The organism is Sphingomonas sp. FW306-05-A, from assembly GCF_058782275.1.
In genome coordinates this window covers 160,909-184,109 of record NZ_JBYSXN010000004.1, presented here as the reverse complement: position 1 = coordinate 184,109, position 23,201 = coordinate 160,909, and the positions used below count along the sequence as shown (strand labels likewise).

Here is a 23,201-nt window from a genome sequence, read left to right as displayed (position 1 = left end):
CAATGAGGAGGTGAGCGCTGTGCTCGCGCGCGTTAACGCCATCGATAAGAGATCGACGTTCTCACACAGCCTCCACCAGTTTGGGACGTTCAGACGCTCCTGGTGTACCAACCGTTCCTGAAAGCCGACTGGCAGCTTTCAGGGGTCAAAGCGGACGGACCGGAATCGCCCATTTATCGCCGTTTAAGCGCCCCAAGGCACCGCTCAAAAGCGGTCGGTCGTTCAGGATGTAATCACCAGCGTTCAGTCGCCGGGCAGCGGCGTTGGCTTGTGAAATGCAGCCGCTCGACACGTGGCTTTAGCACTCCGTTTGGTGTTCCCAAGAAGTCGAATGTTTTGATGGTCGATGAGGATTGCCGTTTTGCGATCGAAGGTCATCAATCGAGACTGGCTTCCTCTAACGTCTGCAAGCTTTATCGGATCAGATGCGCGGTCACTAATTGCGTATGTCTGCTCGGGTTTGCACTGTGCATAACAATAGTATCCCGCCGCCAAGTCGACACTCAATGTCAGGGCATAGGGAACGACTTTTGGCGCCCCCGCGCCGACCTGTATAGTTTCCGTTCCGCTGCAACGCTCACCGATCTGATCTTGCCCATAGGCAGAGGTTGATCCCAGAGTAGCGAAAGCAAAAGCACAAATCGCGTATCGCATGTACATCGCCTCGACTTTGATCAGAGCGTAGGCTAACCCCCTGCCGCAACGTCCGCTAATGACAAATGCGTTACCAAAAGCTGCCGGGCCGCTCACCACCACTTATCGCCGTTCCCATGGCGCCAGCCGGGCATGACGCCTGAAAGCCGACCGGCAACTATCGCAGAAGACCAACGGGTCAAACATGGACGGTACAAATTGAAATCGTATTGTGAATGAACGGCGGGTTTTGAGCGGCGGATAGGGCCCGCTCAATGGCGACTTATGGGTCTTGCTAGCCTTCTGCGGCTCGATAGTTTCGCCCCCCAAGCAAACCGTTTTTGCGGCTGGCGATCAGCCGCGGGTCTCTCCTGGTCTGGTGACCTGTGACGTCCATTCTTCGATGCCAGGCTGTTGAGGAAGCGTCTGAAGCGCCGTGTTGAGCGCGGTGTTTCGCGACGAGAGACAGCCCCTGTCGTGCTTAAGCGTGGTGACCGTGCCGTCAGATCTGGTCCAGGTGAGGACGTAGCTCGAACTGTCCGAGATCTGTTGTTCGCAGATCGTGTTGATCGTCGCCCCGGTGCCGGGGCGATATGGTGCCAGCGCGGTTTCAATCGCACGGTAGGCGTCCGGACCGCCTTCGTGGACTTTCTTACCCAAGACCGCCGTATGCCGCTCGCCGACGAACCTCACGGCGCCGTTGCCGTCGACCTCCACCTTATAAACGGGGCAGAAACCGAAGCACGGTCCGACGGACCATGCGATCGTCTCCTTGATGTCCTTAGCCGACTGTCCGAGGACGGGCAGCGCCGTGGTTTCCGCGCATCCTCCCAGCGCCGAAAGCCACAAAACCGCGCAGGCGAGCTTTATTACCGATTTCATTGCGCCTGCCTTCTTAAATCGAGCGGCAGCTCCCCAATTGGGCAGTAGCGATAGGTCGCGGCATTGCGTCCACGCCCGAGAAAGAACGTCAGTGCGTCCTGGACGGCGACCGTCTGCTTTTCGACGATGCGCGGGGCGGGACCTGCGCCCGCATCGATGCATGACTGACTCACGTCATAGGTGTTTCCCCGCCGCGATAGTACCCGAGCAATGCATGATCGAGTGTGGGCGGTGCTGATGCCCTTGCCGTCATACTGTCGGATTGAGACGTTCGCCGGCTCATGGCAAGATGCCCCCTTTTCGACGTAAATCCCCGGCTTCAGAAAGTAGACGCCGCCAGGTTTGCGCGAGGTATCCACGCTGGCGACGGCGGCGCTAGCGACCAATCCAGCTGAAGCGAGGGCAAGCGTTACCCGTAAGGCCTTATTAGTTTTCATGCTTTTTCCTCACAAATGCTGGTCGTCCTCTGGTTAAGAGGGGGAACCTGAACGGCGGGCTAAGCAACCATTTTCACGGTTTTCAAGAGAGCCGGTGTGCCGTCGGGCAGGGGACTGCCAGTGGCACCACTCTCGCTTGGAAATGAATGAGTGTCTGAAGGTGGTAAGCGGGGAAGGGCACGTGAATGTCCGGGAATGGGTCTTTTGCTGCGAAGCTGCCGTTCTACTCCCGCCCAGAAGTCGCCGTTCGCTGGTTGAAGGTGCAATCTTCAAAGCGGCCGTTGGCAATGCCAAGCCGAGCCGTTACAATCCGGCACATGATGGCTTGGTCACTTCGATACGGCTAACTACTTGCTTTTGATCAGACAGCGTCAAATATATTCGCTGGATGCAAGTCGAAACCAGATAATAGGTCCGCGTCCGGGAGCATTCAGTATCGAAACAATTAAACCCTTGAGATTGGAGGCGCTCTTTAGCCAAGTTGCGGCTCATTCCGACACGCACAATGCCGCTTACCTCACGAGTCAGAGCCTCTTCTGAATTTGATGTGCACCCGGAAAGGGCTGCGCTGATCGCTGTTAATGCCACTGCCGCACGGATTTTCATCAAGACTAGCCTCTGGTTCAGAAGCTATCGATGCGGAACAGCATGCGCAACTTGTCTGAGCTATGGCGGCTTTCACCATCTCAAACCCGAAAGCGGTAAGTCGGCTCCCCACCAACTCTGTGTGGAAACACGAAAACCGGCGCAGTCGCGGCAACAATAATTCAATATTGGCCTTCGACTTCTTCAAACCTTGCGCGACAGGCATGATCATGGTTCCGATTTTGCTCGTTTCGTCTGCGACGAAAAGTTTTCACACAGCCTCCACCACGACCGGACATTCCCGTTTCATCATCCCAACGGGAATGCCCAAGCCGTTTCCGATCGAGAGGTTGAGATTGCCGCGCCGCCCCCAATCTGAGATTGAGCGTTGCGGTCAATTAACCGTCGTCAGTCTCGACCATCATCGCTACGCCTCGGAACCGGCTCATAGCTGAATTATACTAAGGTTCCCGATGAAGCGTGGGATGTTGATGGCGCCATTGTTGGTCGGGGCATCCCCAGCATCGCCGGGAGTCCCGGTGACCACCGCCACGCCAGGCGATGGCTTCGAGGTGACGAGATACAGCCTAGCACTTGCTCCTAACATCTTGGCCAAGACGATAGCTGGTCAAGAGACGATCACGTTGCGCGCGACCATGGATGGCGTCCAGCGGCTGAGCTTCTCCGCCAATGCCCTTACCATCGACAGTGCCAGCCTCGATGGCGTGTCACTTGTCCAAAACGTGCAGGGCAATGTGCTTGGCTTCGATCTGCCCCGGCCACTCCGCCGCGGACGCAGCGTGTCGCTCCAGGTATTGTATCACGGCCGCCCCGCACGCGGCTTCGCCGGCTCGGCGACTACTCTCTACACCAGCTATTTTGCGTGCGATTGGATGGTCTGTTCGCAGAACAAGTTCGGCGAGAAGGCGGCCTTCTCGCTCGATTTGACCGTTCCGGCCGGGATGACCAGCCTCTCGGTCGGCAACATGATCGCGAAGCGGCGGGGACCGGGCGACAGCGAAATACATCGCTGGCGGGCGCGCCGATCCTATTCAGCCTACCTGTACGGATTTGCTGTGGGACCACTCACGCGGGTCAGCGAAGCGTCGGGGCCGCGCAGGCTCATCTATCTGAGCGACGTTGCTGCCGCAGACGAACTGAGGCGACGCTTTGCAGGGACGAGGGACATGGTCGCTTTTCTCTCTGGCAAGGCCGGCGTGTCGCTTCCCGTCGCCGAATACAGCCAGCTTCTGGTCGAGGGCGACGGGGCGCAGGAAGCGGCGACCTACTCGGTTCTGGGTGTCGCGGCCTTGCCGACGAAGCCGGATGACCCCTCGCAGGACTGGGCGATCGTGCATGAGCTTGCCCATCAATGGTGGGGCAATCTCATCACCTGCGAGACGCTCAAGGACTTCTGGCTGAACGAGGGTATCACAACCTTCATGACGGCTGCGTGGAAGGAGCATCGTTACGGTCGTGCCGCCTACGAAGCCGAACTCGACGTTGCGAGACGCCGGGTCGAAAGGGTACAGGCGGCGGGCTTCGACAAGCCGCTGGCTTGGGATGGCACCTACCCGACCTTGAGCGTCCGGCGGGCGATCCATTACAGCAAGGGCGCGCTGTTCATGGCGCATTTGCGGGCCTTTCTCGGAGAAGACGCTTTCTGGACAGGTTTACGTCGCTACACCCGCGACCACGCGGGCGGCGCGGTTACCAGCGTTGATCTGGAGCGGGCGATGGAAGCGTCGAGCGGACGAGACCTACGCCCGCTGTTCGCCGAATGGGTGTTCGGGGATGACCTGTCCAGTTGATCGCAGCGATAGCCGAGCGGGCACTTCTTTCACGCATAGCAAAGCCAACCGTCTCTCAGATGACGATAGGACCTCAGTTATGGGAAGGGTTTTTATTTCCCATTTCACCATCCCAATGGGAAAGGCGCTGCTAGGCCAGGAGCGAAAACGAGTTGCCGAAATTGTGCAGCAGGACCGGCAGGAGGAGGCTCCCCGTCCGCAGGCGAAGCCAGACGGCGATGAATGATGGGATCGCCGTCAGTGCCATCGTCATAGGGTCAAATGAGAAGCTGCCGTGCGAAAAACCGAAGGCGTGCGCCATCCCGAAGAGGAAGCATACCAGCACGGCACCCCAGCCCCAATCGACCCCGAGGAAACGCTTTCTGCCGGTGAACGCCTGATCGAGCGCGAACAGGAGGATGCCCCGGTAGAAGGGTTCCTCCTCCAGACCCGGCATGGTCAACTGGAAAGCAATTTCCTCCCCACTGGATCGGTCGTTCGGGAAGGCCAATGCGATCACGACGAAGAAGGCACAGTAGAGCGCCGCGATTGGTAACGCGGCCTTCAGGCTTCCCGGTTCTAGCGCGATCGTCAGACCCACACGGCGGAAGCCGAATGCCGACGACGCGGCGATAGCGAGGGTGGCGGCCAGTGCCAGAACCTTGCCTTGCCAGTTCCACTCCCCGCCGATCAGATCAGGCAGCGATCCGTAGGCGCGGGTAAGGAGCGCATCGTTGATCGTCACCAGCAGCGCCGCGATCAGGAGCCAGCGCGCAGAGAAGCGTTTCCGGTCCATGCATCCCAAGACCAACCCGCCGACGCGCGCCAAACAGGAGCCATGCCAGCAAGAGGATCGTGCCGACAGCACCCGCCCGGATCGTGGCGTCAAGTTGGCCGATGTTCATGCCGTCACGATACGGGACGGCGCGGCACCAAGCCACCTCGCCCATCTAGCCGACTGATCTTCGATATGCTCAGCAGTGGTTTCGAAAAATATTGTCCGTTCTCGTTTTTCGAGCCCATTGGAGAATGCATGAGTATTATTGAACATCGGCGGGTTGGCCGTAGCAACTGGTGGAAAAGTTTCCGATGCGCCTAGGGCAATAGCTATCTCTGCTTCCATCTAACACGCATTCCCCACTTCCAGATCATAAATGGTTATACGCTACAAGTTAGCCGAATAGCCTGTGCCTTCTTGTCGAAGACGATTGATGAACAATGCTGCAACTGGTCAGCGCCCAGTGATATCGTATCATTGCGAATGTCGCGTGGTTTGCCTTTAGCGATGACGAGAATTTCATCAGGATCAGTTATGACCGCAGGCGCATTGGCATCGCGGATAGCGACGGTAGTGCCAAAGTCCCCGGTACGAGCACCTAAACGATCTATTGAAAGTGGGCCGAGCACAAAGGGTTGTTTAAGCGTCAGGTCGCGCACCGGACGTTCGACTCCGAAAAAGATTTCAGTCGGGACTGCCGGTCCTGACAGCGCGCCTCCATAGATCTTAGAGAGCCGCACTGCTGCACCGGCGGTCGCCAACGTTCTGGGATGATAGGGGTCGAAGCGGACGCGCATCGGTGCGCCGTTAACATTCACGATCCCTGAGGAGGCGATCCAGCCTGCGCCAAAGAGCGTCATTGGAAAACCAAGCTTTTCCATTTGAATGGTGATGGTTCGCTCGCCTGGCCGTGCGGCCCGTAGCACGAAGCGGATGATAGATTCCGGCAAGCCGCCTGGACCGATTGAACCCTCAGCTGCAACCGCGAAAGGGCGTTGCGTCCAGCCAACCCGCTGTTTTTCTGATTTGATACCGTAGCCGACACGTACAACCTGTGTCTTCGACATTACGGTAGTAGGCCCGATCCGAAAGCCGAAACCGATCCCCAAAGAGCCGCTCATTTTGAACCCACGCTCCTGTGCCGTTGCATCCGCCATTAACGGCATGCCGGGGGCCGCGGGATCGATGCGCAGGCGAGCAGGCTTCCCATTCAATTGCACGTCAACGATGCCGTCACCGGAAACCACTCGCTCGTTTGGCGCACTTGCTGATCCTATCAGCATGAGGGTGGACGTAATTGCCATTACTCGCTTCGTCATCACGACCTCCCTGGTACGGTCACAACAAAGCGGGCGATCATGTCATTTCGGTGGCCCGATAAGATTGTGAGGTTTGCAGACGATAAATCTGTGCTGCTTGCATATTTCCGAGGGTCTGAATCGCCATTTCTGTGTGAAAAAGAGGGCAGGCGCTTCATGTCGCGTACCGTCCGAACGGCGGTCACCTTCTGGCCGCAAACCTCTATCATCACTACGCCGTCTGCTGCGATAAAACGGTCGGTAGCGACAAGCTGGAAGAGGGATCAACCTGCATGCGATGCTTTGACCGACTCTCATCGCGTCTGACCGTGTTTATATTGTCTGTCAGCGCCTCGGCATTACACGCGGGGGATCTGCCAAAAGCTTCCGGGGCCGCGGTTGGAGAGACTAAAAAAGCAGCTGCCCGTAGCAGTGACCGGCAACCTGTCGTCAGCGGTCGCCTGAAAAACGGTGTTCGGTTCGCTATTCTCCCCCGAGGCGGCCATGAACCAGGATTGGGGCTGCTTATGCGAAATGAAGGCGGCTTTATTGAAGAGCGGCGGCCTGGAGAGCGTGGCCTGACGCATCTTATAGAACACCTCGCTTTTCTGAGTCCGACCACCGGCGCGCCTGATGATCTGCATCACCTTCTACATGTCGGTCCCAAAGTGACGTTGGCAGCGCCCTCAGCTGGAACGACATCGTGGCGAGAAACGAATTAATTCTTCTCTACCATCACAAACAACCTCGCAGACCTCGACACGATGCTGGGCCTTTTACGAGAGGTTACGACCGATCTGACCCTTCGGTCTGATGCCGTCGACGAAGGTCGCGCCCAAATCGTTCAGGAAATGGCTGGCCGAAAGCTCGGCAATGACATCTACGCGAGCTACATTTCGGCTGTCGCCCCCGGGTCACCCACTGATGTGATAGACGCCCAGAACTCTGACGATGTGCCTACGGCGACCATCGACACCATTCGTCACCTCTACAACCGACTATATCAACCAGCGAACATGATGATCGTCGTGGTAGGAAACGTGGATCCAACCAAGGCAACGACGCTGATCCAGAGCCGGTTTGGAGACTGGAAGGGCGTCAGGCTCAAGCACGCGCAGGTTGCCGGGTTCCGGTCCGATCGGATCGCACCAATCAGCTTTTCGGCGCTTCAGCAGGGGCGGAGGGTTGCAATGGTAACTGTGGTAATGCCGACATCCCACTCGTTGGGTTCGCCTCGTCGGCAAGCGGACGGAATGCTGAGGGACATGCTGGTAGCCCGCGCCGTCAGCAATCGCCTAGTCCACGACCAGCCAGATAGCCCACTTGGCAAGGTCGGGATGTTCATCGAAAATGGGGAACAAGGCCACCGACTATTCATGTTGTGGGACAATTTTGCGGTCGATCGGTGGCAACCCGCCGTTGAGGGTCTGTGGCGGATGACGTGCGATCTGCGCACCACCGATTTTTCGAACGGCGAATGGGAAGCTGCGAAGCAAGAGATACTGCGCGACCTTCAACAACGCGCAGACACAATGGGTGCGGCGACAAACGTCGAGCTGGCTAAAGACCTGTCACATGCGATTGCGGCCGGCACGGATTTGATCCCCCCCGATCAGCTGATGCGATATGCGCGCTCCTTCCTGCCCACAATCAATGCGAAAACTGGGAGCCGGTGGTTCAAACGACAGTGGCGGCCTGATGAGCAGCATTTACGCGTTGAGGCACCTGAAATGGCGGGGATCGCTGAGCCCGCCTTTGCAATCCGGACGGTGGCAGATCAAGCTACTCAACCAGCCGTCTGCAAAGTGCGCCGATAGAGTCGGTAATCCGCTTGCGTTTATGCCTCTCGTTTCACCATCCTTTTTTAGAAAGGCGGCAGCTGCCCGAGGTCGACTATCGCCATCCACCTTCCCGAAAGCCCCAGTCCGCTTTCCAACCAATTGTCGCCGTTTGGCGGCCGAATGTATGGAAAACTCAGTCGTAAACACGGTGGTGCGACAAACAGGTGATTCCGGGCGGCAGCCTTTCGATCGTCGCAAAACGCCGTCGCCAACCCCGATCGGCGACTATCGTGTGTTTTCCGACGGGGGCGTCCGCGCCAGTGCGATCGTGCAGGTTAAGTGTCTCACGCTAACGCTGCCTATGAGCTTGGCGAGCGCAACGTCGCGATCGCCTCGGACGCGATCCGGGCTACCGCCATCAAATCCGTGCCGCTGGCGCCGTCTCGGGCCTGGATCGACATTCCCTGCACAACGCTGCCGATGTAACGCGCCCACCCTTGTACATCGCTGCCTTCTGTTACCTGCCCTTCAGCGATCCCGCGGCCTAACCGAGCCTCGACCATCTGCACGCTGGCGGCGCGCAACTCTCGGCCCAGCAGAGCGAGTGGATTGGTGGTAACATCCGCAGGAGTGGTCGTAATCATGCAGCCCGGCGTTCCGGTGGTCCGGCCGAACACCTGCGCCGACTCACGCAGCAGCTGGACAACAGCATCGACCGCGTCTGCGTTCTTCAGCGCGCGCGCCGCATAACCTCCGATGGTGGTGCCGTAGAAGCCGATCGCCTCCCGGTACAACGCCTCCTTCGATCCGAACGCGGCATAAAGGCTCTGCGCCGAAATCCCCATTGCCTCGGTCAGCATCGGTATCGAGGCACTGTCATAGCCCGCCGTCCAGAAAACCTGCATCGCCCGCTCGAGTACCGTCTCACGGTCGAACGCAGGGGGACGACCTCGTGCACGCCTTTTTTCCACATCAACCATTGTGATTTATATCCTGCGAGCTTATTACAACACCAATCGTTGTGATATATGGAGCTCGAAGCCGTGGACAATCCTTTTATCGTAACCGCCGATCGTTCCGTGGCATCGCTGATGGACCCGCAAGCAATTTTCGCCTCGACCCAAGCCGTGACCGCGGCGCTTGCAGAGACGCTCGCGGCATTAACACCGCCCGACGGGCTGCCCGCAATGCGTGAGGCCTATGTGCGCGGCGAGCTCGGCCTGCCGACCTCGCCAAAATCGCCACGCGCCCGGACGATGACGATCGATGGACCTGCCGGCCCCATCGCCCTGCGCATCTTCGTCCCCGACCAAGTGCGGGGGGTGTATCTTCACGTTCATGGCGGCGGATGGATCGCCGGCAGCAACGATACCTGGGACGAGCAACTCGAATATTTCGGCCACGAGGCGGGGATGGTCGCAGTCAGCCTCGATTATCATCTTGCCCCCGAGCATTCTGCACCCGCGGCCATCGAGGATTGTGTCGCCGTAGCGTCGTGGCTGATCGATCATGCCGAGCGGGAGTTCGGTACGTCATGGCTGTCAATCGGCGGCGAGTCTGCCGGCTCGAACCTCGCCGCGCTGACGCTGATCCGGCTTCGTGACGCAGGCAAGGGCGGTGCCTTCAAAGCGGCAAGCCTGCTGTTCGGCTGCTTCGATCTTTCGCTCACCCCCAGCGTGTTTCAGGCACAAGGCGCGCCGTTCGTCAGCCTGGAGGCGATGCGACAGTTCACGGGGGCGTTCGCGGGCAGCGAGGATCTGAAGAGTCCTGCAATTTCGCCGCTCTACGCGAACCTGCAGGCGCTGCCCCCGGCGCTGTTTAGCGTCGGATCGGTTGATCCGCTGCTGGACGATAGCTTGTTCATGCACATGCGCTGGCAGGCGGCTGGTAACACCGCGGAGCTGGCGATCTATCCCGGCGGAACGCACGGTTTCAACTCGTTCGACGGGGATCTGGCTGCCGCGGGTAACCGGGGGATCGCGCAGTTTCTGACGGCGATGCGGGAGCAGTCGGCGGCTTGCTGACCTACCCCGAAGACGGTCACTCACTCCTTCGACGGAGGCACCGTGCGCCTCAACGGCGGATTTGCCGCCTGTAATACACTCGGCAACAGCGGAAAGTTCATGTTATGATCTTCAAGACCTACACTCGCATCTTTACAACGGACCTCGAATCCACCGTGGCCACGCTCAAAGCAGTCCACGGCACGGAGCCCCATCTCAGGGTCGAGTTCGCCCCATGGACGCTCGTCGGGATCGGTGACGTGCTAGCAGTAGGTGGAACTGAAGAAGCGCTGGAACCGATCCGCGGCAGCCTAGGGCCTTGGATCGTCGAAGATATCGACGATACCAAAAGCAAGCTTCTCGCTCTCGGTGCGGCCGTGATGCGCGATGTCGAAGACGTTCCAACCGGTCGCATGATGTATATCCAGCATGCCGACGGTAGTGTCGTAGAATATGTCCAGTGGACGCCCGAGCTCGTCGAGAGGCACATTTTTGCACCTCTACGAGCCGGCACACCAGCCTCTCAGATCTGACAGATCATCTTACGCAGAGTAGACAGTTGGTCGACTACGAGCAGCGGATTGGCCGTGTTCCCCGCTCCTCGCCCGTTTAACAGTGACGAGTGTCAACGCCGCGGAAGAAGTCGGCCAGGACGTCATTGAACGCGTCGGGTACCTCGAAAGGTGGAAAATGACCAACCTCCGGCATCATATACAGTGTTGCGCCGGGGATCGCCTTAACAATCGTCTCTGCCGCGGCCGGGGGCGCATTCCCGTCCGCTGTGCCGGTGACGACCAGCGTCGGGCATGAGATCGCCGGGATCTGTGCCTCGAGATCTAGCCCGGAAATCATCTCCCACATGGCGGCATGAAACTCGCCTGACTGCTGCAACAGGCTGCGCCGGGTGCGTTCCATCATGTCCGGTCGCCGCGCGCGAAACGCGGGGGTGAACCATCGTTCGTTCGAAAGATCAGCGATCCGCGCCATGCCTTCGTGGCGTGCGATGCGGGCGCGCTCTCGTAGCGGGTATCGAACCTGGTCGGAGAAGGTGCAGAGCGTCGCGACAAGGCTGAGCGAGCGGACCAGATCGGGGCGACGAAGGGCCAGCGTCTGAGCGATCATGCCCCCGACTGAGACGCCGACCACATCGACGGGACGACCTGCAACGGTCTTGATAATGCTCGCTGCAGCCTGTGCCATGATTTCGAAACTGGGCGGAGATAAGAGGCCGTCCGACTGACCATGCCCCGGCATATCGAACGAGATGACCTGGCGATCACGTCCGAACGCTTCGAACTGCGGGCCCCACCAGCTCAGGTCCAGACCGACCGGATGGAGCAGGAGCAAGGGCGATCCATCACGCTTGGCTGTCGTGGCGACATTGATCGCGCCCACGGCCTCAATATTGATAAGCATGGCAAATCTCCGATCTTGCCGAGTGGATCACCACCGCAACGGCGACCCGATTACGCGGTAACGTCGCGCGACACCGAAGCGCGCGACGTGACGTCATCTCAGATGCGCGATGTCTGGAAGGACCGACTCTCCGCAAAGCTTACCGTCGCATGGGTGGGTGCCGGATGCCGAAGCGGCAAAGCCCGTCCCTCCCGCTGCATGCTTTCGATGGCGACAGACCAGTCCGGCAGGTCGAACCCGTCCTGATCCCATCGCACGGTGCTTGCCTCGTCACCCCAATCGGCAAGCTTCGGCATCGCGGTTCGGTGGTCGCCGCCGGTCACATAGGCCAGCAACGCGCTCTCGTCGCGCCATACGCTCGCGGTCCAGTAGGCTAGATTCCGATCACGACGGACGGCGCCAGCGAGGTACCCATCAGCCTGGCGAATCTGCATCAGGGATCGCTGCGCATGGATCATGAAGAAGGGAAGATACCGGAGCCCGCGCAAGCGAAACCGGGTGATACTGACGATGGACATATTTGCCTCCGATGAGCTGGAGCTGGAGCTACGAGTAAGGGACGGCGGAATTACAACGTCACCACGAGCTTGGCGGCCGATACACCACGGCGCTGCCGCTCTAGCGCGGCAGGGATCGCAATCAGCCCGTGCCCGGCAACCTCTGCCTTGGGTGCAGCCTCGTAACGCCCGTCTGCCAGCGCGTCGGGAAGAAAGGCCTCGAAGATCATCGGGCCGACATCGTTGGCGATCAGCGTGCTGCCCCAGATCATCTTGGTCGTAACGTTCTTTCGCCATGCGCGGAGCGCGAGCGAGATGTTTCCCATCACGGTGCCCGCCATCGCGGGCGCCAGATGGCGCCAGTGACCGCGTCCCGCCGGCACGTCATCGAACGATGCGGGCGGCGTCGCCATGGCGACGAACCGGTTGCCTTCACACGCGCCGACAACATCGATGCAGGGCTTGGCGGAGCCAGCCCCGATCGCAAGCGCGCCGGCTATTGTGTGGCCGCGCAGAGCAGTGATCAGGTCGGCCACGACGGTCGGACTGCGATAATCGCATACCACCGTCGCCCCCAGTCGTTTTAGTAGGGTGTGGTTGCGCGGGGACGCGGTCGCGACGACGTCGTACCCGGCCGCGATGGCAAGTTGGACCGCGTTGACGCCGACACTGGTCGAGCCTCCCCAGACGAGCAAGGTCTGCCCGCTGGGTGCCGGCTTGGACGAGGGCGGGTTCATAGCCAGATAGTCGGCCTGGAACAGACCACAGGCAGCCGTCGAGATGCCTAGCGGCAGCACTGCGGCGTTCTCGAACGACAGCGCATCAGGAAGTGGCGAGGTCATGTGTTCGAGCAGGACCACATAGGCTTGGAAAGCTCCTTCTGCAGCGCGGTTGCGCGTCTTGTCTGTACCGGAGGCAAAGCCGAGCACACGATCGCCGGCAGCAAAACGCGTCACGCCTTTGCCGACCGCTATCACCTCGCCGGCGACGTCAGTACCAAGCACTGCTGGATAGCTGAGAAATGGGGTCATCAGGTCACCCGAGCTCTGAATCAGCCGGTCGAAAGGATTTACCGCAATCGCACGGATGCGGATGACGAGCTCCCCCGCTTGTGCCTGTGGGAATGGTGCGGGCGCGATCGTGAACGGCGAACGCTTCGACCGGAGCCAAAGAGCAGTGTTGTCGGTCATCGGGAACCTCCAGCGGCGACCGTGCATCGGCATGCCGCTGATGGGGGAGATAGGCGGATGGCCTTGGACTTCCCATGCTGGTACGTCCGCGAAATCGTCGTCAGCGTCCAGGAGTGTTGATGGACCCGTTATCGGATGTGCTGGGGCTGATGAAGCCGAACAGTTACGGCTTTCGCAGACTGAATGCGGGCGGCAAGTGGGCGCTCGCTTACCCAGCGACCGAGGGCTTGAAGTGCTACGCCATTCATTCGGGCATATGCTGGATCAAGTTGGAGGGCGAGCCCGAGGCAATGGCGCTTCACCCCGGCGACTTCATCCTGCTGGCTGGGCGGTCGGCGTTCCGACTCTTCAGTGCACCCGATGCAGAGGTGACGAGCGCCTTTGAGTTCTTTACATCCTTCCCTGCCGGCGAGACCGGTGTGCTCAACGGTGGGGGTGACTGCTTAGGGGTTGGCGGCTTTTTCGACTTCGCCGGACTGCACACCGAGCTACTCCTCGGCATCCTGCCGCCCATCGTTCATATTCGCGCCGAAGCGACACGCGAGGCGCTGGGCTGGTTGATCGAACGGATGATGCGCGAACTGCGTGATCCCCAGCCAGGGGGCACGCTGATGGCGGGGCATCTGGCACAAACGCTGCTGATCGAAGCGCTGCGGCTTCACCTTGCCGAACGGTCACCGCACAGCACGGGATGGCTGTTCGCACTCGGCGACAAGCAGATGCGCGCGGTGATCGCGGCGATGCACGCCGAACCCGCCCGGCGCTGGACGCTGGCCGATCTGGCGCGCGTAGGCGGGATGTCGCGGTCCAGCTTTGCAGTGCGATTCAAGGAAACCGTCGGGGAGCCGGCGATGGACTACCTCACGCGTTGGCGCATGATGTTAGCGGCGGATCACCTTGCGACAGGGCGGGTCTCGATCGCGGTCGTGGCGCATGCGTCGGCTACGAATCCGAAAGCGCTTTCAGTGCGGCGTTCAAGCGGACGTTCGGACATTCGCCGCGGGAGTTTTCGAAAGCCATTGCCACCTAGCTACAGCGTTGGAGTGACGACATTCCAAACGTTCGAACCTGGGAACGTGCGCAATATAAGGCCATCGACATGGCTTTCGCGGCTCAGCGTCTGCGCCAGTCCTTCACATGGTCGACCATCGCCCGCAGCTTGGGTGCGAGATGGCGCCGGTTTGGGTAGAACAGGAAAAATCCGGGCAGCGATGGACAGAACGGGTCGAGCACCGCGCACAACCGACCATCCCTCAACCACGGCGCGAACGTCTCTGCCATACCGACCGTCAGGCCGGCGCCCGCGAGTGCCATCCCGACCATCAATCTCATATCGTTGGTGGTCACTTCCGGGTCGACCGCGACGGCGAACTCACGCCCTTCCTCGGTGAATTCCCAACGGTAAGGTGCAACGTCGGCGGAGGGTCGCCAGCCAATACACAGGTGCTGCGTTAGATCGCGTGGGTGAAGTGGCGTCCCCGCTGCCGCCAGATAGGCCGGCGCGGCGACGACGATCTGGCGCTGATCGACGCCGACCGGGACCGCGATCATATCGTGCTCGACCACCTCGCCCAGCCGGACGCCGGCGTCGAAGCCGCTTTCGACGATATCGAACTCTTCATCGGTCACCAGAATATCGAGCCGGACACCGGGGTGCGCTGCACGAAACGATGCAAGCAGGTCGCCTGACAGGAAGTCTTCAGCGATAGAAGACACTGCAAGGCGCAGCACACCCGTCGGCTGGCCCTGACCGTCCGACGCCGCTTCTGTTGCCGCGTGTATCTCGGCAAGCGCCGGCCCAAGCCGATCAAGCAGCGCTTCGCCTGCCTCGGTCAGCGTGACACTGCGCGTTGTCCGGCGCAGAACCGCTACACCGAGCGCATCCTCCACTTTGCGGACAGCTTGGCTCACGGCGGATCGTGTGACGCCGAGTTGCTCCGCTGCCACGCGAAAGCTGCGGGCGTGTGCGACTGCCGCTAGGGTGGCAAGAGCGTTCAGGTCAATTCGCATTGTACAGCCAAGCTTACCAAGCCATGCAGCATTGACGCAATAGTCGGCTGCTCAACGCCCATCTATCTTGTGTTCCAGCAAGAAAGGTGAAGCTCATGAACAAGATCGTACTCATCACTGGAGCAAGCAGCGGCATCGGCGAGGCCACTGCCCGTATATTGGCAGAGGCCGGCATGACCGTTGTCCTTGGTGCGCGACGGACCGACCGTCTTGACCGCCTTGCGGCCGAGATCACGGCCGGGGGCGGCACCGCGCGCGTGTCTAAACTCGACGTTACCAACCGCGCCGATGTAGCGGCCTTCGCGCAGGACGCGATTGAAACGTTCGGGCGTATCGACGTGCTGATCAACAATGCAGGGGTCATGCCGCTGTCACCGATGGCCTCGCTGAAGGTCGACGAGTGGGAGCGAATGGTCGACGTCAACATCAAAGGCGTCTTGTGGGGTATCGCTGCAGTGCTGCCGACGATGAACGACCAGGGCTCAGGGCACATCATCAACATCGCCTCGATTGGCGGTCTTCAGGTCTCGCCCACGGCCGCGGTCTACTGCGCGACAAAGTTCGCAGTTCGTGCGATCTCGGACGGATTGCGTCAGGAGAATGACCTTATTCGTGTGACCAGCGTCTGCCCCGGTGTCGTCGAGTCCGAACTGGCCGACAGCATTTCGGACGAAGCAGCACGTCGCGAGATGGCGAGCTTCCGCGCAGTCGCACTCAAGCCCGAGGCGATCGGTCGCGCCATCCTTCATGCAATAACGCAGCCGGCTGACGTCGATACGACCGAGATCGTGGTCCGCCCGGTCGGCAACCCGGCGTGACCATTGCGGCACCCCACCCCTACGTTGGCATGTGGGTCACAGCCGATCGCGGCATTCGACACGAACTGCGTCCAGATGGTCGTTACAACGAGGCTCGGGATGGCCGCGAACACGCTTATCAGGGACGTTACCGGGTGAGCGGAAGCCATATCGACTATGTCGACGACACCGGCTTCACCGCCGATGGCGATTTCGTAGCGCCTGATGTTCTGCATCACGCGGGGATGGTTCTGATGAGGACGTCAGAGCCTTCCTGACACCGTAAGCTGGTATCGGCACACTGTATGCCTGCCGCGTCGACCCACACCACCTGGCCGGACTAAGTTCCCACACAACAGGACGAAACTATGACAGAGCCGCACACGCAGGGCAGTGAAAGCCGGTTGGAACGCGGGAAGCGCGTACTTGCCGCCATCGATGGTGAGACCGGCCAGAATGTCGTTGCGGCCCTTGCCGATATTGCGCCGGATTTTGCAACCTATCTGATCGAGTTTCCATTCGGCGACATCTATTCGCGGCCTGGCCTGAACCCGCGTGATCGGGAGATCGCGACGATCGCCGCACTGGCTGCCATGGGAAACGCCGCCCCACAGCTGAAAGTGCACATTGAGGCGGGATTGAACGTCGGGCTTACACGCGATGAGGTCACGGAGATCCTCATGCAGATGGCAGTCTATGCCGGGTTCCCTGCCGCACTCAACGGTTTGTTTGCAGCTAAAGAAGTGTTTGCGGCCAAAGCCAGCATTGCCGACTAGCTCTTGGAAGATGCGCCGACCCTAGAGATGACGGAAAACCCTGTCGCCATCATGGATGCGCGACAAACAGGTGTTTTGTGACGCCTAAGCCAACCTGCTGGGGCTTAGCGTATCTAAGTCCGTTCAATGTACCGCCCTCCGAATGCAGCTTCAGCGGTGCTGTTTGAATGGGTGCCGTATGGTCCTGTTTGGTTAGGGCTTCAGCCGGACTAGGCGAGCAAATTGACTAAAATTCGATACGCCGTTTTTTTAACGTAAAACAGACCAGCCTGAGGCGGTGAGCTAAGGGCATACCTAAAACGTACCGGCGGAAGTTGAGCGTATAGAAGGGGGGGGGCGGCAGGAGAGGGGGGCGGGGTAGGGCGGTATTCGTCGGGAAAGCGGACGGACCGGAAGCGCCCAAAGCTTGCCGTTCGTCCTTCACCGTCTCTTGCCCGAAAGCCGCCGACCGTTAAGGTTCCTTACGGCAATGGATGCGACTTAGGACGGGACGATCATGCTTGCTCGTTACTGGACTAACAAACTCGGCTTGGCAGGCGTGCTCGTTCTGTATGGCGTTTTCGTTCTCGTTCTTGACCTTCTGGGAGTGAGTGAGTTTGCGGCCATGGCTCTCCCGTTGGCGCTCGTTCCGCTGGCCTGCCTCCTCCCCGGTGCACGCCGATTGTTCTCCGGAATGATGCTGCCCGGCATCCTGATCTGCGCCACGGTCGCAATAGCTTATGGATCGTTGAACTGGATCGACGCACCGTCCGCCAGCTTGGTGTATGCGGCATACTTTCTACTCGCTGTCTCGTGGGGATATGCGATCTATCGGGCGTTCCTGACACCAACTTGATGTCTGCTCTCCATCCATCCACCGCCGAAAACTGCCTGTCCGTTCCCCATTGATACCGCCCAAAGTGGTCAGGCTGCATTCCACCAAGTCGCGACGTTCATCCGCTCCGACCGTTCCTGAAAGCTGACTGGCAGCTTTCGGGCGGTAAATCTGACGGACCGGAAACGCCCAAACCTATCCGTTAGGGCATGCTATTTAGCGATGACAAACAGTGACAACGAGTGCTGCAATTACAGCGGTGGGCGATCCGGCCGCAAATCGTGCAGAGGCCGCAATCACGGATCTACTTCCTGGCTTGACGCCGCAGCAATCGATTGAGGTCTGCCTTATACTGTGCACAGGTTGAAGAGAGATGGCGCCCGCCTCGCTCTTCGGCGACGCACCGCGTCCGCAGTGACTTTTGCTCGCTGAAAGTGCCTGTCGTTTCACGCGTGTCCCGACCGTATCGCACCGACGGGTCGGCGTCCAAAGCCTGCGCCTGGGCACCGGTTGCCGCCCCCGCGACAAGCGCGGCAAGATACACTAACTTCACGAATTACCCTCTCATTCGTTTTCTTGACGATACGGGAATATGGACCGCGCACAAGCGGGTCGGGCGCCGACCTAAGCAGTTAAGCTGCGTGTGCCGGCAACTAGCCCGTCGGAAAGCGGACAGGCCGGAAACGCCCACAAGTTGCTGTTCCGCGGCGTCGAGCGGCTACTCGAGAGCGACAGATCGCGCGACGATAACGTCGTCAAGAAGCCTGCGCGGTTTACAACCAAGGACTTACTGAGAATGGATGGCCCTTTCGGATAGCTCCTGCGTTATCAGAAGCGAGCAATAGGAGAAACATGATGGTGAGGAAGTTTATTGCCCCCGTAGGCGCTGCTTTTTTGGTGGGGCTTGTACCTAACGCTACTGCTCAAAGCACAAGCGTTAGCAATCCGGCCGCTTATGATATGGGTAGATATCTCACTGATCAACAATATCGTACCGACAAACCGTTGCAGTCTAGATGCTTGAGTGAAGAGAAACAGGGGCATCTCACGCCGACCTGTCAGAGATACAAGCGAGAGCTTAATCGACTGCTTCGCAAGCAATCGTCAAGCTGACTTAACCCGGTCTGTCAGGACCAACGGATAAGCAATCTTTGGCCGTTAAATTTCGCGTTCCAAGGTAAGAAAGCGGGCGTTCCGCTTTCCACCACCTATTGCCGATTAGCCCCTTCGCGAGCGTCCATCGCGCTGGAAAGCCGACCGACCGCTATGGGGCGGGAAAGCCGGTCGGCTTTGAAGAACGGTTGCCACGACAGCAGGGCCTAAACGTCGCGACCTGGTGGTTAGCTGCCGTTCCGAGGGCCTACGCCGAACTGCCGCTGACGCAACCGGCGCACCAAATGGTAGGGCAGTAGCGTCAGTCCAGCCCACGGCAACAGCGACGCGAGCACAAAAAAGCCGACGAACGATAAGCTGGATCCTAGTTGGCTAGCCTCTGTAACGCCAAGTGCGGCCGCTGCTACGGCCAGTGGGGTCAGCGCCCATATCCAAAACAGTACAAAACGGACGCGGGATCTTGGCAGCAGGCCTATAGCCGTGCCACCCACAACTGCGAGCAGTGCAAGGCGCCAAACCTCTTGGGTGATCAGCTTATCGAACATGGTTGGATGTTACGCCCGACGCCGAATGACCGCAATTGGACGTTAGCGGTCAGTCCACCTAAGTGGAATGCGGCTCAATTCGCGACGCCGGTCCGTCCGGTGTTGGGTGGATAGACGACCTTCGGGCGGGTATATGCGGTGTACATCGCTTGACCCGTGGCATCGACTGAGAAGATATCTGCGCGACGGCGCATTTCGGCGAAGCGCAGTTGGATCCGATCGAGCTTCCGCTGCAGCAGGTCCTTGTGGCTTGCAGTCAGCGTACCTCCGTCACGGGCCTGCAGGTCTAGTGCTTCGGTACGGAGCGCGATCATTCGCTTGCGATGCATCATGTCCGATGAAATACTGACCGGAGTGGGAACGTAGACGATGCCTTCGGCAACGTTGGGGTAGGGTGCGTCGATTCCACGGCTCGGCACTACGGTCGGCGTATTCGCGGCAGCAGCCGCGGCAAGCAGGATCGGCAGCATGATTTCTCCTTTGGCATTGGAGTCTTGATTTAGGCCGAAGCAATACTGCCATAACGCGCGGTTGCGTCAATTGGCTCCTCCGCGTCGACCATGTTGAGTTGTGGTGGAAAGCGGACCTAGGCGTCGGAGCGCGCCTTTAGGAAGCGGTTGATCACGAACGGTACATGCGTCAGCCTTCGTTAGTTTGACGGGGTTGAGTGCGTGAATGGACTGATTGCCTTGGGCGGAACGCTGGCGATTCTCCTCACTTTGGGAGTGTTGGTGGGATGCGTCGATCGACAACGTTTCTGCCCACGCTGGTTACTTTTCGCGGCGCTGCTTGTAGCGGTGAACGATGCCCTTCTAACACGCATGTACAAATTGCTGCCCGATCTGATTAGCGGAGAGTGGAACTGGCAAGGCAAGGCCTTGGCGCTGACCGCAACGCTCACCATCGCTGCGTTGCCGGCTTTCGGCTTCCGCCGCGTCGGTCTCACGACCGTGCAGGAGCGGGCAAGCCTGAAGGCTGCATTGCCTGTCGCAGCGCTCTATTGTGCCTTCTTTGTCGCCATCGCCATCGCCTTTCAAGGCGGCGGATCCAGCAGCGAGGAGGTTGCCTTCCAGCTCACCATGCCGGGCCTCGAGGAGGAACCTTTCTACCGCGGTATCCTACTGTTTGCGCTTAATCAGGCTTTCATCGGCAGGAAAAGGTTCCTCGGGGTCGATTGGGGCTGGGGAGCTGTTATGTCATGTATCCTGTTCGGAATGGCACACGCGTTCGGTTTCTCGCACGGCAGCTTTTCCTTCGATGCTATGACGATGGCCCTAACGGCAATCCCATCCTTCTTCGCCGTCTTTCTGCGCTTGCGGACGGGAAGTTTGCTCTTGCCGGTCGTTCTCCATAATTTCGGCAACTCATTTTCACTGATCGCCTAGCAGTGCTACTCACAAGAACTTTAGGGGGACCGCTTGTGCGTAATCGATTGGCCGTGTCCGCGGCTGTAGCAATTTTTGTCAACGCGAGCCCCGCCTTTGCCGAGTGCACCGTATCGTCTGATGCTGGAGCTGTCGCAAAATCAATCGATTTGACAGTTCAAGCAGACGCAAACATCGTAGCCTCTATGAGCTTGCTGCCAAAGCTGATGCACATCGACTATTCGAGTGCGGCAAGGAAAAACCCATCATGCGACTTGGGCCAGTTCACTGCCGGCGCGGCGTCATACGAGCTATACGGTGATGACAAGGCTGGTCGACAACGGTCGGCCAAGCCGGCTCGGAAGGGTGATCCCATCGCTCAGATCATCCCGGTGACGGACATCATAAAGGCGATCAGTGCATCGAAAGAGGGTAAGTCGGCCACTGTCGAAGGCTACCTCCTCGCCACGGTGACCAAAACCGACTTCACTGGGTGGCGATATTACATAGGAATGCCTGATACCGCGACTTTGAAGCATGACATGGTTGCGGTTTTGGGCGGCAGCGCCGCTCCAATTTTTCGTAATGGGGCTGATGGCAAAACGGAGATATTTGTACCCAAGCGGTAATCGGAATTCCCTAACAGATGGGCGCAAGTCATGTGATACTAGATGCGATACCTTTAATTTTGCATGCCGGATGTAGTGAGAAACGACCGGGCAGTTTTGTATCACAAAATTACAATAGCTGCTATTGGCTCGGATTAGCTGTTAGTGCAAATGTCTCTGGGAGCGCCGACTGGTGACGATTGTATCGTTGATCGCTTTGATGTTGGCAGCTGCGCCAGCTTGTACACCATTGAAAGACGCCGACACCCTTTGGGCATCGTCCACAACCCGCTGGGTGTTCTTGGGCGAAATGCACGGTACCAACGAAATGCCGGACGCTTTTACAAATCTGGTTTGCCTAGCGGCCGAGAAGCGCGGGCCGGTCACAGTCGTCATCGAATGGCCGGTCGAAACCCAAGCTCTTTTGGATGCATGGCTAGCTTCCGATGGCGGCGAGCACGCCAAAGCTGCGCTGCTGTCGGCTCCGGCTTGGCGCTACAAAGACCAAGCTGGCTTGACGAGCGTTGCCTTTTTACGAATGTTCGAGAGGCTACGCGTACTCCACACGTTAGGGAAGGTGTCCGCGCTAAAGGCTTTTGATAAGGCGGCGGACGGGTCAGACACTCGTGATCGCAATGTCGTAATGGCCAAGCGATTGAAGACAATATCCAAAGAATCAAAGGGGCTGATGCTGATCCTGGTCGGCAATGTCCACGCATCGCGTACACCTCTCCAAATGGGACCCTACGAAATTGTTAAGCCCGCGGCCTTTTTGCTTCCAGATGCGCAAAGGATTTCGATAGGGGTAACATCACCGGGAGGTACCTCATGGATGTGTCGCCGAGACGGCTGTCACATCTATGATGACGGCTCGGGTCCGCCGCACCCACCCAGTCTCACCTGGGAACACCAAACCGATCGGCGGTTCGACGTCACCTACGATCTGGGTGCTCCGGTGACAGCGGCCGTCCCGGCGATCTCTCCAAAACCTGCTCAGTAGTTCGGCTACTTTAAACCGCAGATCTCTGTCTACATTGCGGTGCCAAGAACGTCTGCTTTTGAGGTTTGACGTTAATGAGTGATCAACCATAATTGGGCGTTTCCGGACCGTCCACCTTTCCGCCCAATAGCCGCCAGTCGGCCTTTGGGAACGGTCACGGGTCTAGCAGCGCACAAAACGCCGTGATTTAGTGGAAAGCGGACGTCACCCGGCCCGCCGACGCCTACGGTAATGGTTGCTTACCGATTAGGGTTCATGATGTCGCCGTAAGTCACAACTTAGTGAGGTAGCGGATGTTGACGTCATTTTTGTGGATCATCGCGGCGCAAGCCGGCAGCGCGACGCAGCCGCCGCCTGTTCTGGTTGCCACACCGTCTTATGGTAATTCTTCGCGCAGCAACTCCCCGCGCGATCAGGTCAGGTCCGCGATCTTCGACGTTGAGGTGCGCGGTGGCGACCAGCTTTTGTGGTCGGGGCAGATGCGTGTCTCGACGCAGAACGGCGCGTCACTCGACCGCCGCCAGTCCGATGCACCGCCCGAACAATGTGCTTTCTCTGAGCGGGGCTATGACAGCACCATGCGCGAAAGGTTGTCGATCAATCTATCGATGCGCGATGCCCCCGCAGCGCTTGTTTCAGCCCGCGCGACATGGGAACGTAGGCCGGACAGCACCGACTGTCGCGGCAACAGTCGGGCGGTGTCGTTCAATGAGACGTTTCCGCTTGAGTCGGGCAAGTCCAAGACGATCAAAGCGGATGGCGGCCTGATGGTGATCGTCCGGCAGCGATAGCGCGCATGGGTCCAGCGAGCACCGCGTGATTGACAACCCGGCCACTATGTTGAGAATTCAAGTGCGTTGCTTCCGCCGGTCGTGGCCGCTTTG

The 23,201-nt window shown here is 59.2% G+C and carries 23 protein-coding genes and 1 pseudogene; 13 read left to right on the top strand and 11 right to left on the bottom strand.

The window, feature by feature from the left end; all coding sequences use genetic code 11:
* Positions 1 to 987: 987 nt before the first annotated feature.
* Together AC3WJR_RS18780 and AC3WJR_RS18775 are read right to left on the bottom strand one after the other, a co-directional pair.
* Positions 988 to 1,515 (bottom strand): DUF6438 domain-containing protein, encoded by a 528-nt coding sequence (locus AC3WJR_RS18780; RefSeq protein WP_492726971.1) that lies wholly within the window; start codon positions 1,513 to 1,515, stop codon positions 988 to 990.
* Positions 1,512 to 1,952 (bottom strand): hypothetical protein, encoded by a 441-nt coding sequence (locus AC3WJR_RS18775; protein WP_492726969.1) that lies wholly within the window; start codon positions 1,950 to 1,952, stop codon positions 1,512 to 1,514. The genes AC3WJR_RS18780 and AC3WJR_RS18775 overlap by 4 nt, the downstream gene beginning before the upstream one ends.
* Before the next feature lie 1,124 nt (positions 1,953 to 3,076).
* On the opposite strand from AC3WJR_RS18775, the gene AC3WJR_RS18770 reads away from it, so the two are divergent.
* Complete coding sequence (locus AC3WJR_RS18770) at positions 3,077 to 4,348, top strand: M1 family aminopeptidase (protein WP_492726967.1); 1,272 nt, start codon at positions 3,077 to 3,079, stop codon at positions 4,346 to 4,348.
* Between the two features lie 130 nt (positions 4,349 to 4,478).
* On the opposite strand, the gene AC3WJR_RS18765 is transcribed toward AC3WJR_RS18770, so the two are convergent.
* The 3 genes from AC3WJR_RS18765 to AC3WJR_RS18755 all read right to left on the bottom strand — a co-directional run bounded on the left by AC3WJR_RS18765 (position 4,479) and on the right by AC3WJR_RS18755 (position 7,050).
* Positions 4,479 to 5,195, bottom strand: a complete 717-nt coding sequence (locus AC3WJR_RS18765) for a CPBP family intramembrane glutamic endopeptidase, BDIM_20840 family (protein WP_492726980.1) — start codon at positions 5,193 to 5,195, stop codon at positions 4,479 to 4,481.
* A 290-nt stretch (positions 5,196 to 5,485) separates the two neighbouring features.
* Positions 5,486 to 6,424, bottom strand: a complete 939-nt coding sequence (locus AC3WJR_RS18760; protein ID WP_492726966.1) for a hypothetical protein — start codon at positions 6,422 to 6,424, stop codon at positions 5,486 to 5,488.
* Between the two features lie 338 nt (positions 6,425 to 6,762).
* A complete protein-coding gene (locus AC3WJR_RS18755) occupies positions 6,763 to 7,050 on the bottom strand; it encodes a hypothetical protein (protein WP_492726965.1) in 288 nt (95 codons plus the stop codon).
* A 117-nt stretch (positions 7,051 to 7,167) separates the two neighbouring features.
* On the opposite strand from AC3WJR_RS18755, the gene AC3WJR_RS18750 reads away from it, so the two are divergent.
* Entirely contained in the window at positions 7,168 to 8,220 is a 1,053-nt protein-coding gene (locus AC3WJR_RS18750) for an insulinase family protein (protein WP_492726963.1), read from the top strand.
* 323 nt (positions 8,221 to 8,543) lie between these two features.
* Here AC3WJR_RS18750 and AC3WJR_RS18745 read toward each other — a convergent pair whose 3' ends face one another.
* Positions 8,544 to 9,164 carry a TetR/AcrR family transcriptional regulator gene (locus tag AC3WJR_RS18745; protein WP_492726961.1) on the bottom strand — a complete coding sequence of 207 codons (621 nt, stop codon included), beginning with the start codon at positions 9,162 to 9,164 and terminating at the stop codon, positions 8,544 to 8,546.
* A 63-nt stretch (positions 9,165 to 9,227) separates the two neighbouring features.
* Between AC3WJR_RS18745 and AC3WJR_RS18740 the strand changes: the two genes are divergently transcribed.
* Both AC3WJR_RS18740 and AC3WJR_RS18735 read left to right on the top strand, forming a co-directional pair.
* Positions 9,228 to 10,208, top strand: coding sequence for an alpha/beta hydrolase (locus AC3WJR_RS18740; RefSeq protein WP_492726959.1), 981 nt, complete (start codon positions 9,228 to 9,230; stop codon positions 10,206 to 10,208).
* Positions 10,209 to 10,312: 104 nt separating this feature from the next.
* On the top strand, positions 10,313 to 10,720 hold the full coding sequence (locus AC3WJR_RS18735) for a VOC family protein (RefSeq protein ID WP_492726957.1): 408 nt from the start codon (positions 10,313 to 10,315) through the stop codon (positions 10,718 to 10,720).
* A 76-nt stretch (positions 10,721 to 10,796) separates the two neighbouring features.
* Here AC3WJR_RS18735 and AC3WJR_RS18730 read toward each other — a convergent pair whose 3' ends face one another.
* The 3 genes from AC3WJR_RS18730 to AC3WJR_RS18720 all read right to left on the bottom strand — a co-directional run bounded on the left by AC3WJR_RS18730 (position 10,797) and on the right by AC3WJR_RS18720 (position 13,290).
* On the bottom strand, positions 10,797 to 11,603 hold the full coding sequence (locus tag AC3WJR_RS18730) for an alpha/beta fold hydrolase (protein WP_492726955.1): 807 nt from the start codon (positions 11,601 to 11,603) through the stop codon (positions 10,797 to 10,799).
* Between the two features lie 98 nt (positions 11,604 to 11,701).
* Positions 11,702 to 12,121, bottom strand: a complete 420-nt coding sequence (locus AC3WJR_RS18725; RefSeq protein WP_492726954.1) for a hypothetical protein — start codon at positions 12,119 to 12,121, stop codon at positions 11,702 to 11,704.
* A 50-nt stretch (positions 12,122 to 12,171) separates the two neighbouring features.
* On the bottom strand, positions 12,172 to 13,290 hold the full coding sequence (locus tag AC3WJR_RS18720; protein WP_492726952.1) for a zinc-binding alcohol dehydrogenase family protein: 1,119 nt from the start codon (positions 13,288 to 13,290) through the stop codon (positions 12,172 to 12,174).
* A gap of 74 nt (positions 13,291 to 13,364) precedes the next feature.
* Between AC3WJR_RS18720 and AC3WJR_RS18715 the strand changes: the two are divergent.
* Positions 13,365 to 13,898: pseudogene (locus AC3WJR_RS18715) on the top strand (cupin domain-containing protein); the annotation flags it as partial.
* Positions 13,899 to 14,403: 505 nt separating this feature from the next.
* Here the strand turns inward: AC3WJR_RS18715 and AC3WJR_RS18710 are convergent.
* Positions 14,404 to 15,300 carry a LysR family transcriptional regulator gene (locus tag AC3WJR_RS18710; protein WP_492726950.1) on the bottom strand — a complete coding sequence of 299 codons (897 nt, stop codon included), beginning with the start codon at positions 15,298 to 15,300 and terminating at the stop codon, positions 14,404 to 14,406.
* Between the two features lie 95 nt (positions 15,301 to 15,395).
* Here AC3WJR_RS18710 and AC3WJR_RS18705 point away from each other — a divergent pair, with 95 nt between their 5' ends.
* The 4 genes from AC3WJR_RS18705 to AC3WJR_RS18690 all read left to right on the top strand — a co-directional run bounded on the left by AC3WJR_RS18705 (position 15,396) and on the right by AC3WJR_RS18690 (position 17,708).
* The gene (locus AC3WJR_RS18705; protein WP_492726948.1) at positions 15,396 to 16,118 is read left to right on the top strand and encodes an SDR family oxidoreductase; all 723 of its coding nucleotides are present in this window, start codon (positions 15,396 to 15,398) and stop codon (positions 16,116 to 16,118) included.
* A complete protein-coding gene (locus AC3WJR_RS18700) occupies positions 16,115 to 16,375 on the top strand; it encodes an Atu4866 domain-containing protein (RefSeq protein ID WP_492726946.1) in 261 nt (86 codons plus the stop codon). Before AC3WJR_RS18705 ends, AC3WJR_RS18700 begins: the two co-directional genes overlap by 4 nt.
* Positions 16,376 to 16,465: 90 nt before the next feature.
* Positions 16,466 to 16,873, top strand: a complete 408-nt coding sequence (locus AC3WJR_RS18695) for a carboxymuconolactone decarboxylase family protein (protein ID WP_492726944.1) — start codon at positions 16,466 to 16,468, stop codon at positions 16,871 to 16,873.
* Between the two features lie 496 nt (positions 16,874 to 17,369).
* On the top strand, positions 17,370 to 17,708 hold the full coding sequence (locus AC3WJR_RS18690) for a hypothetical protein (protein WP_492726942.1): 339 nt from the start codon (positions 17,370 to 17,372) through the stop codon (positions 17,706 to 17,708).
* Positions 17,709 to 19,419: 1,711 nt separating this feature from the next.
* Here AC3WJR_RS18690 and AC3WJR_RS18685 read toward each other — a convergent pair.
* Entirely contained in the window at positions 19,420 to 19,815 is a 396-nt protein-coding gene (locus AC3WJR_RS18685; protein ID WP_492726941.1) for a hypothetical protein, read from the bottom strand.
* A gap of 201 nt (positions 19,816 to 20,016) precedes the next feature.
* Between AC3WJR_RS18685 and AC3WJR_RS18680 the strand changes: the two genes are divergently transcribed.
* The 4 genes from AC3WJR_RS18680 (at position 20,017) to AC3WJR_RS18665 (ending at position 23,108) form a co-directional block, all read left to right on the top strand.
* Entirely contained in the window at positions 20,017 to 20,730 is a 714-nt protein-coding gene (locus AC3WJR_RS18680; RefSeq protein WP_492726940.1) for a CPBP family intramembrane glutamic endopeptidase, BDIM_20840 family, read from the top strand.
* 35 nt (positions 20,731 to 20,765) lie between these two features.
* Positions 20,766 to 21,338 carry a hypothetical protein gene (locus tag AC3WJR_RS18675; protein WP_492726938.1) on the top strand — a complete coding sequence of 191 codons (573 nt, stop codon included), beginning with the start codon at positions 20,766 to 20,768 and terminating at the stop codon, positions 21,336 to 21,338.
* 172 nt (positions 21,339 to 21,510) lie between these two features.
* Positions 21,511 to 22,317 (top strand): hypothetical protein, encoded by an 807-nt coding sequence (locus tag AC3WJR_RS18670; protein ID WP_492726937.1) that lies wholly within the window; start codon positions 21,511 to 21,513, stop codon positions 22,315 to 22,317.
* Positions 22,318 to 22,610: 293 nt separating this feature from the next.
* Entirely contained in the window at positions 22,611 to 23,108 is a 498-nt protein-coding gene (locus AC3WJR_RS18665) for a hypothetical protein (RefSeq protein ID WP_492726935.1), read from the top strand.
* Positions 23,109 to 23,201 lie beyond the last annotated feature (93 nt).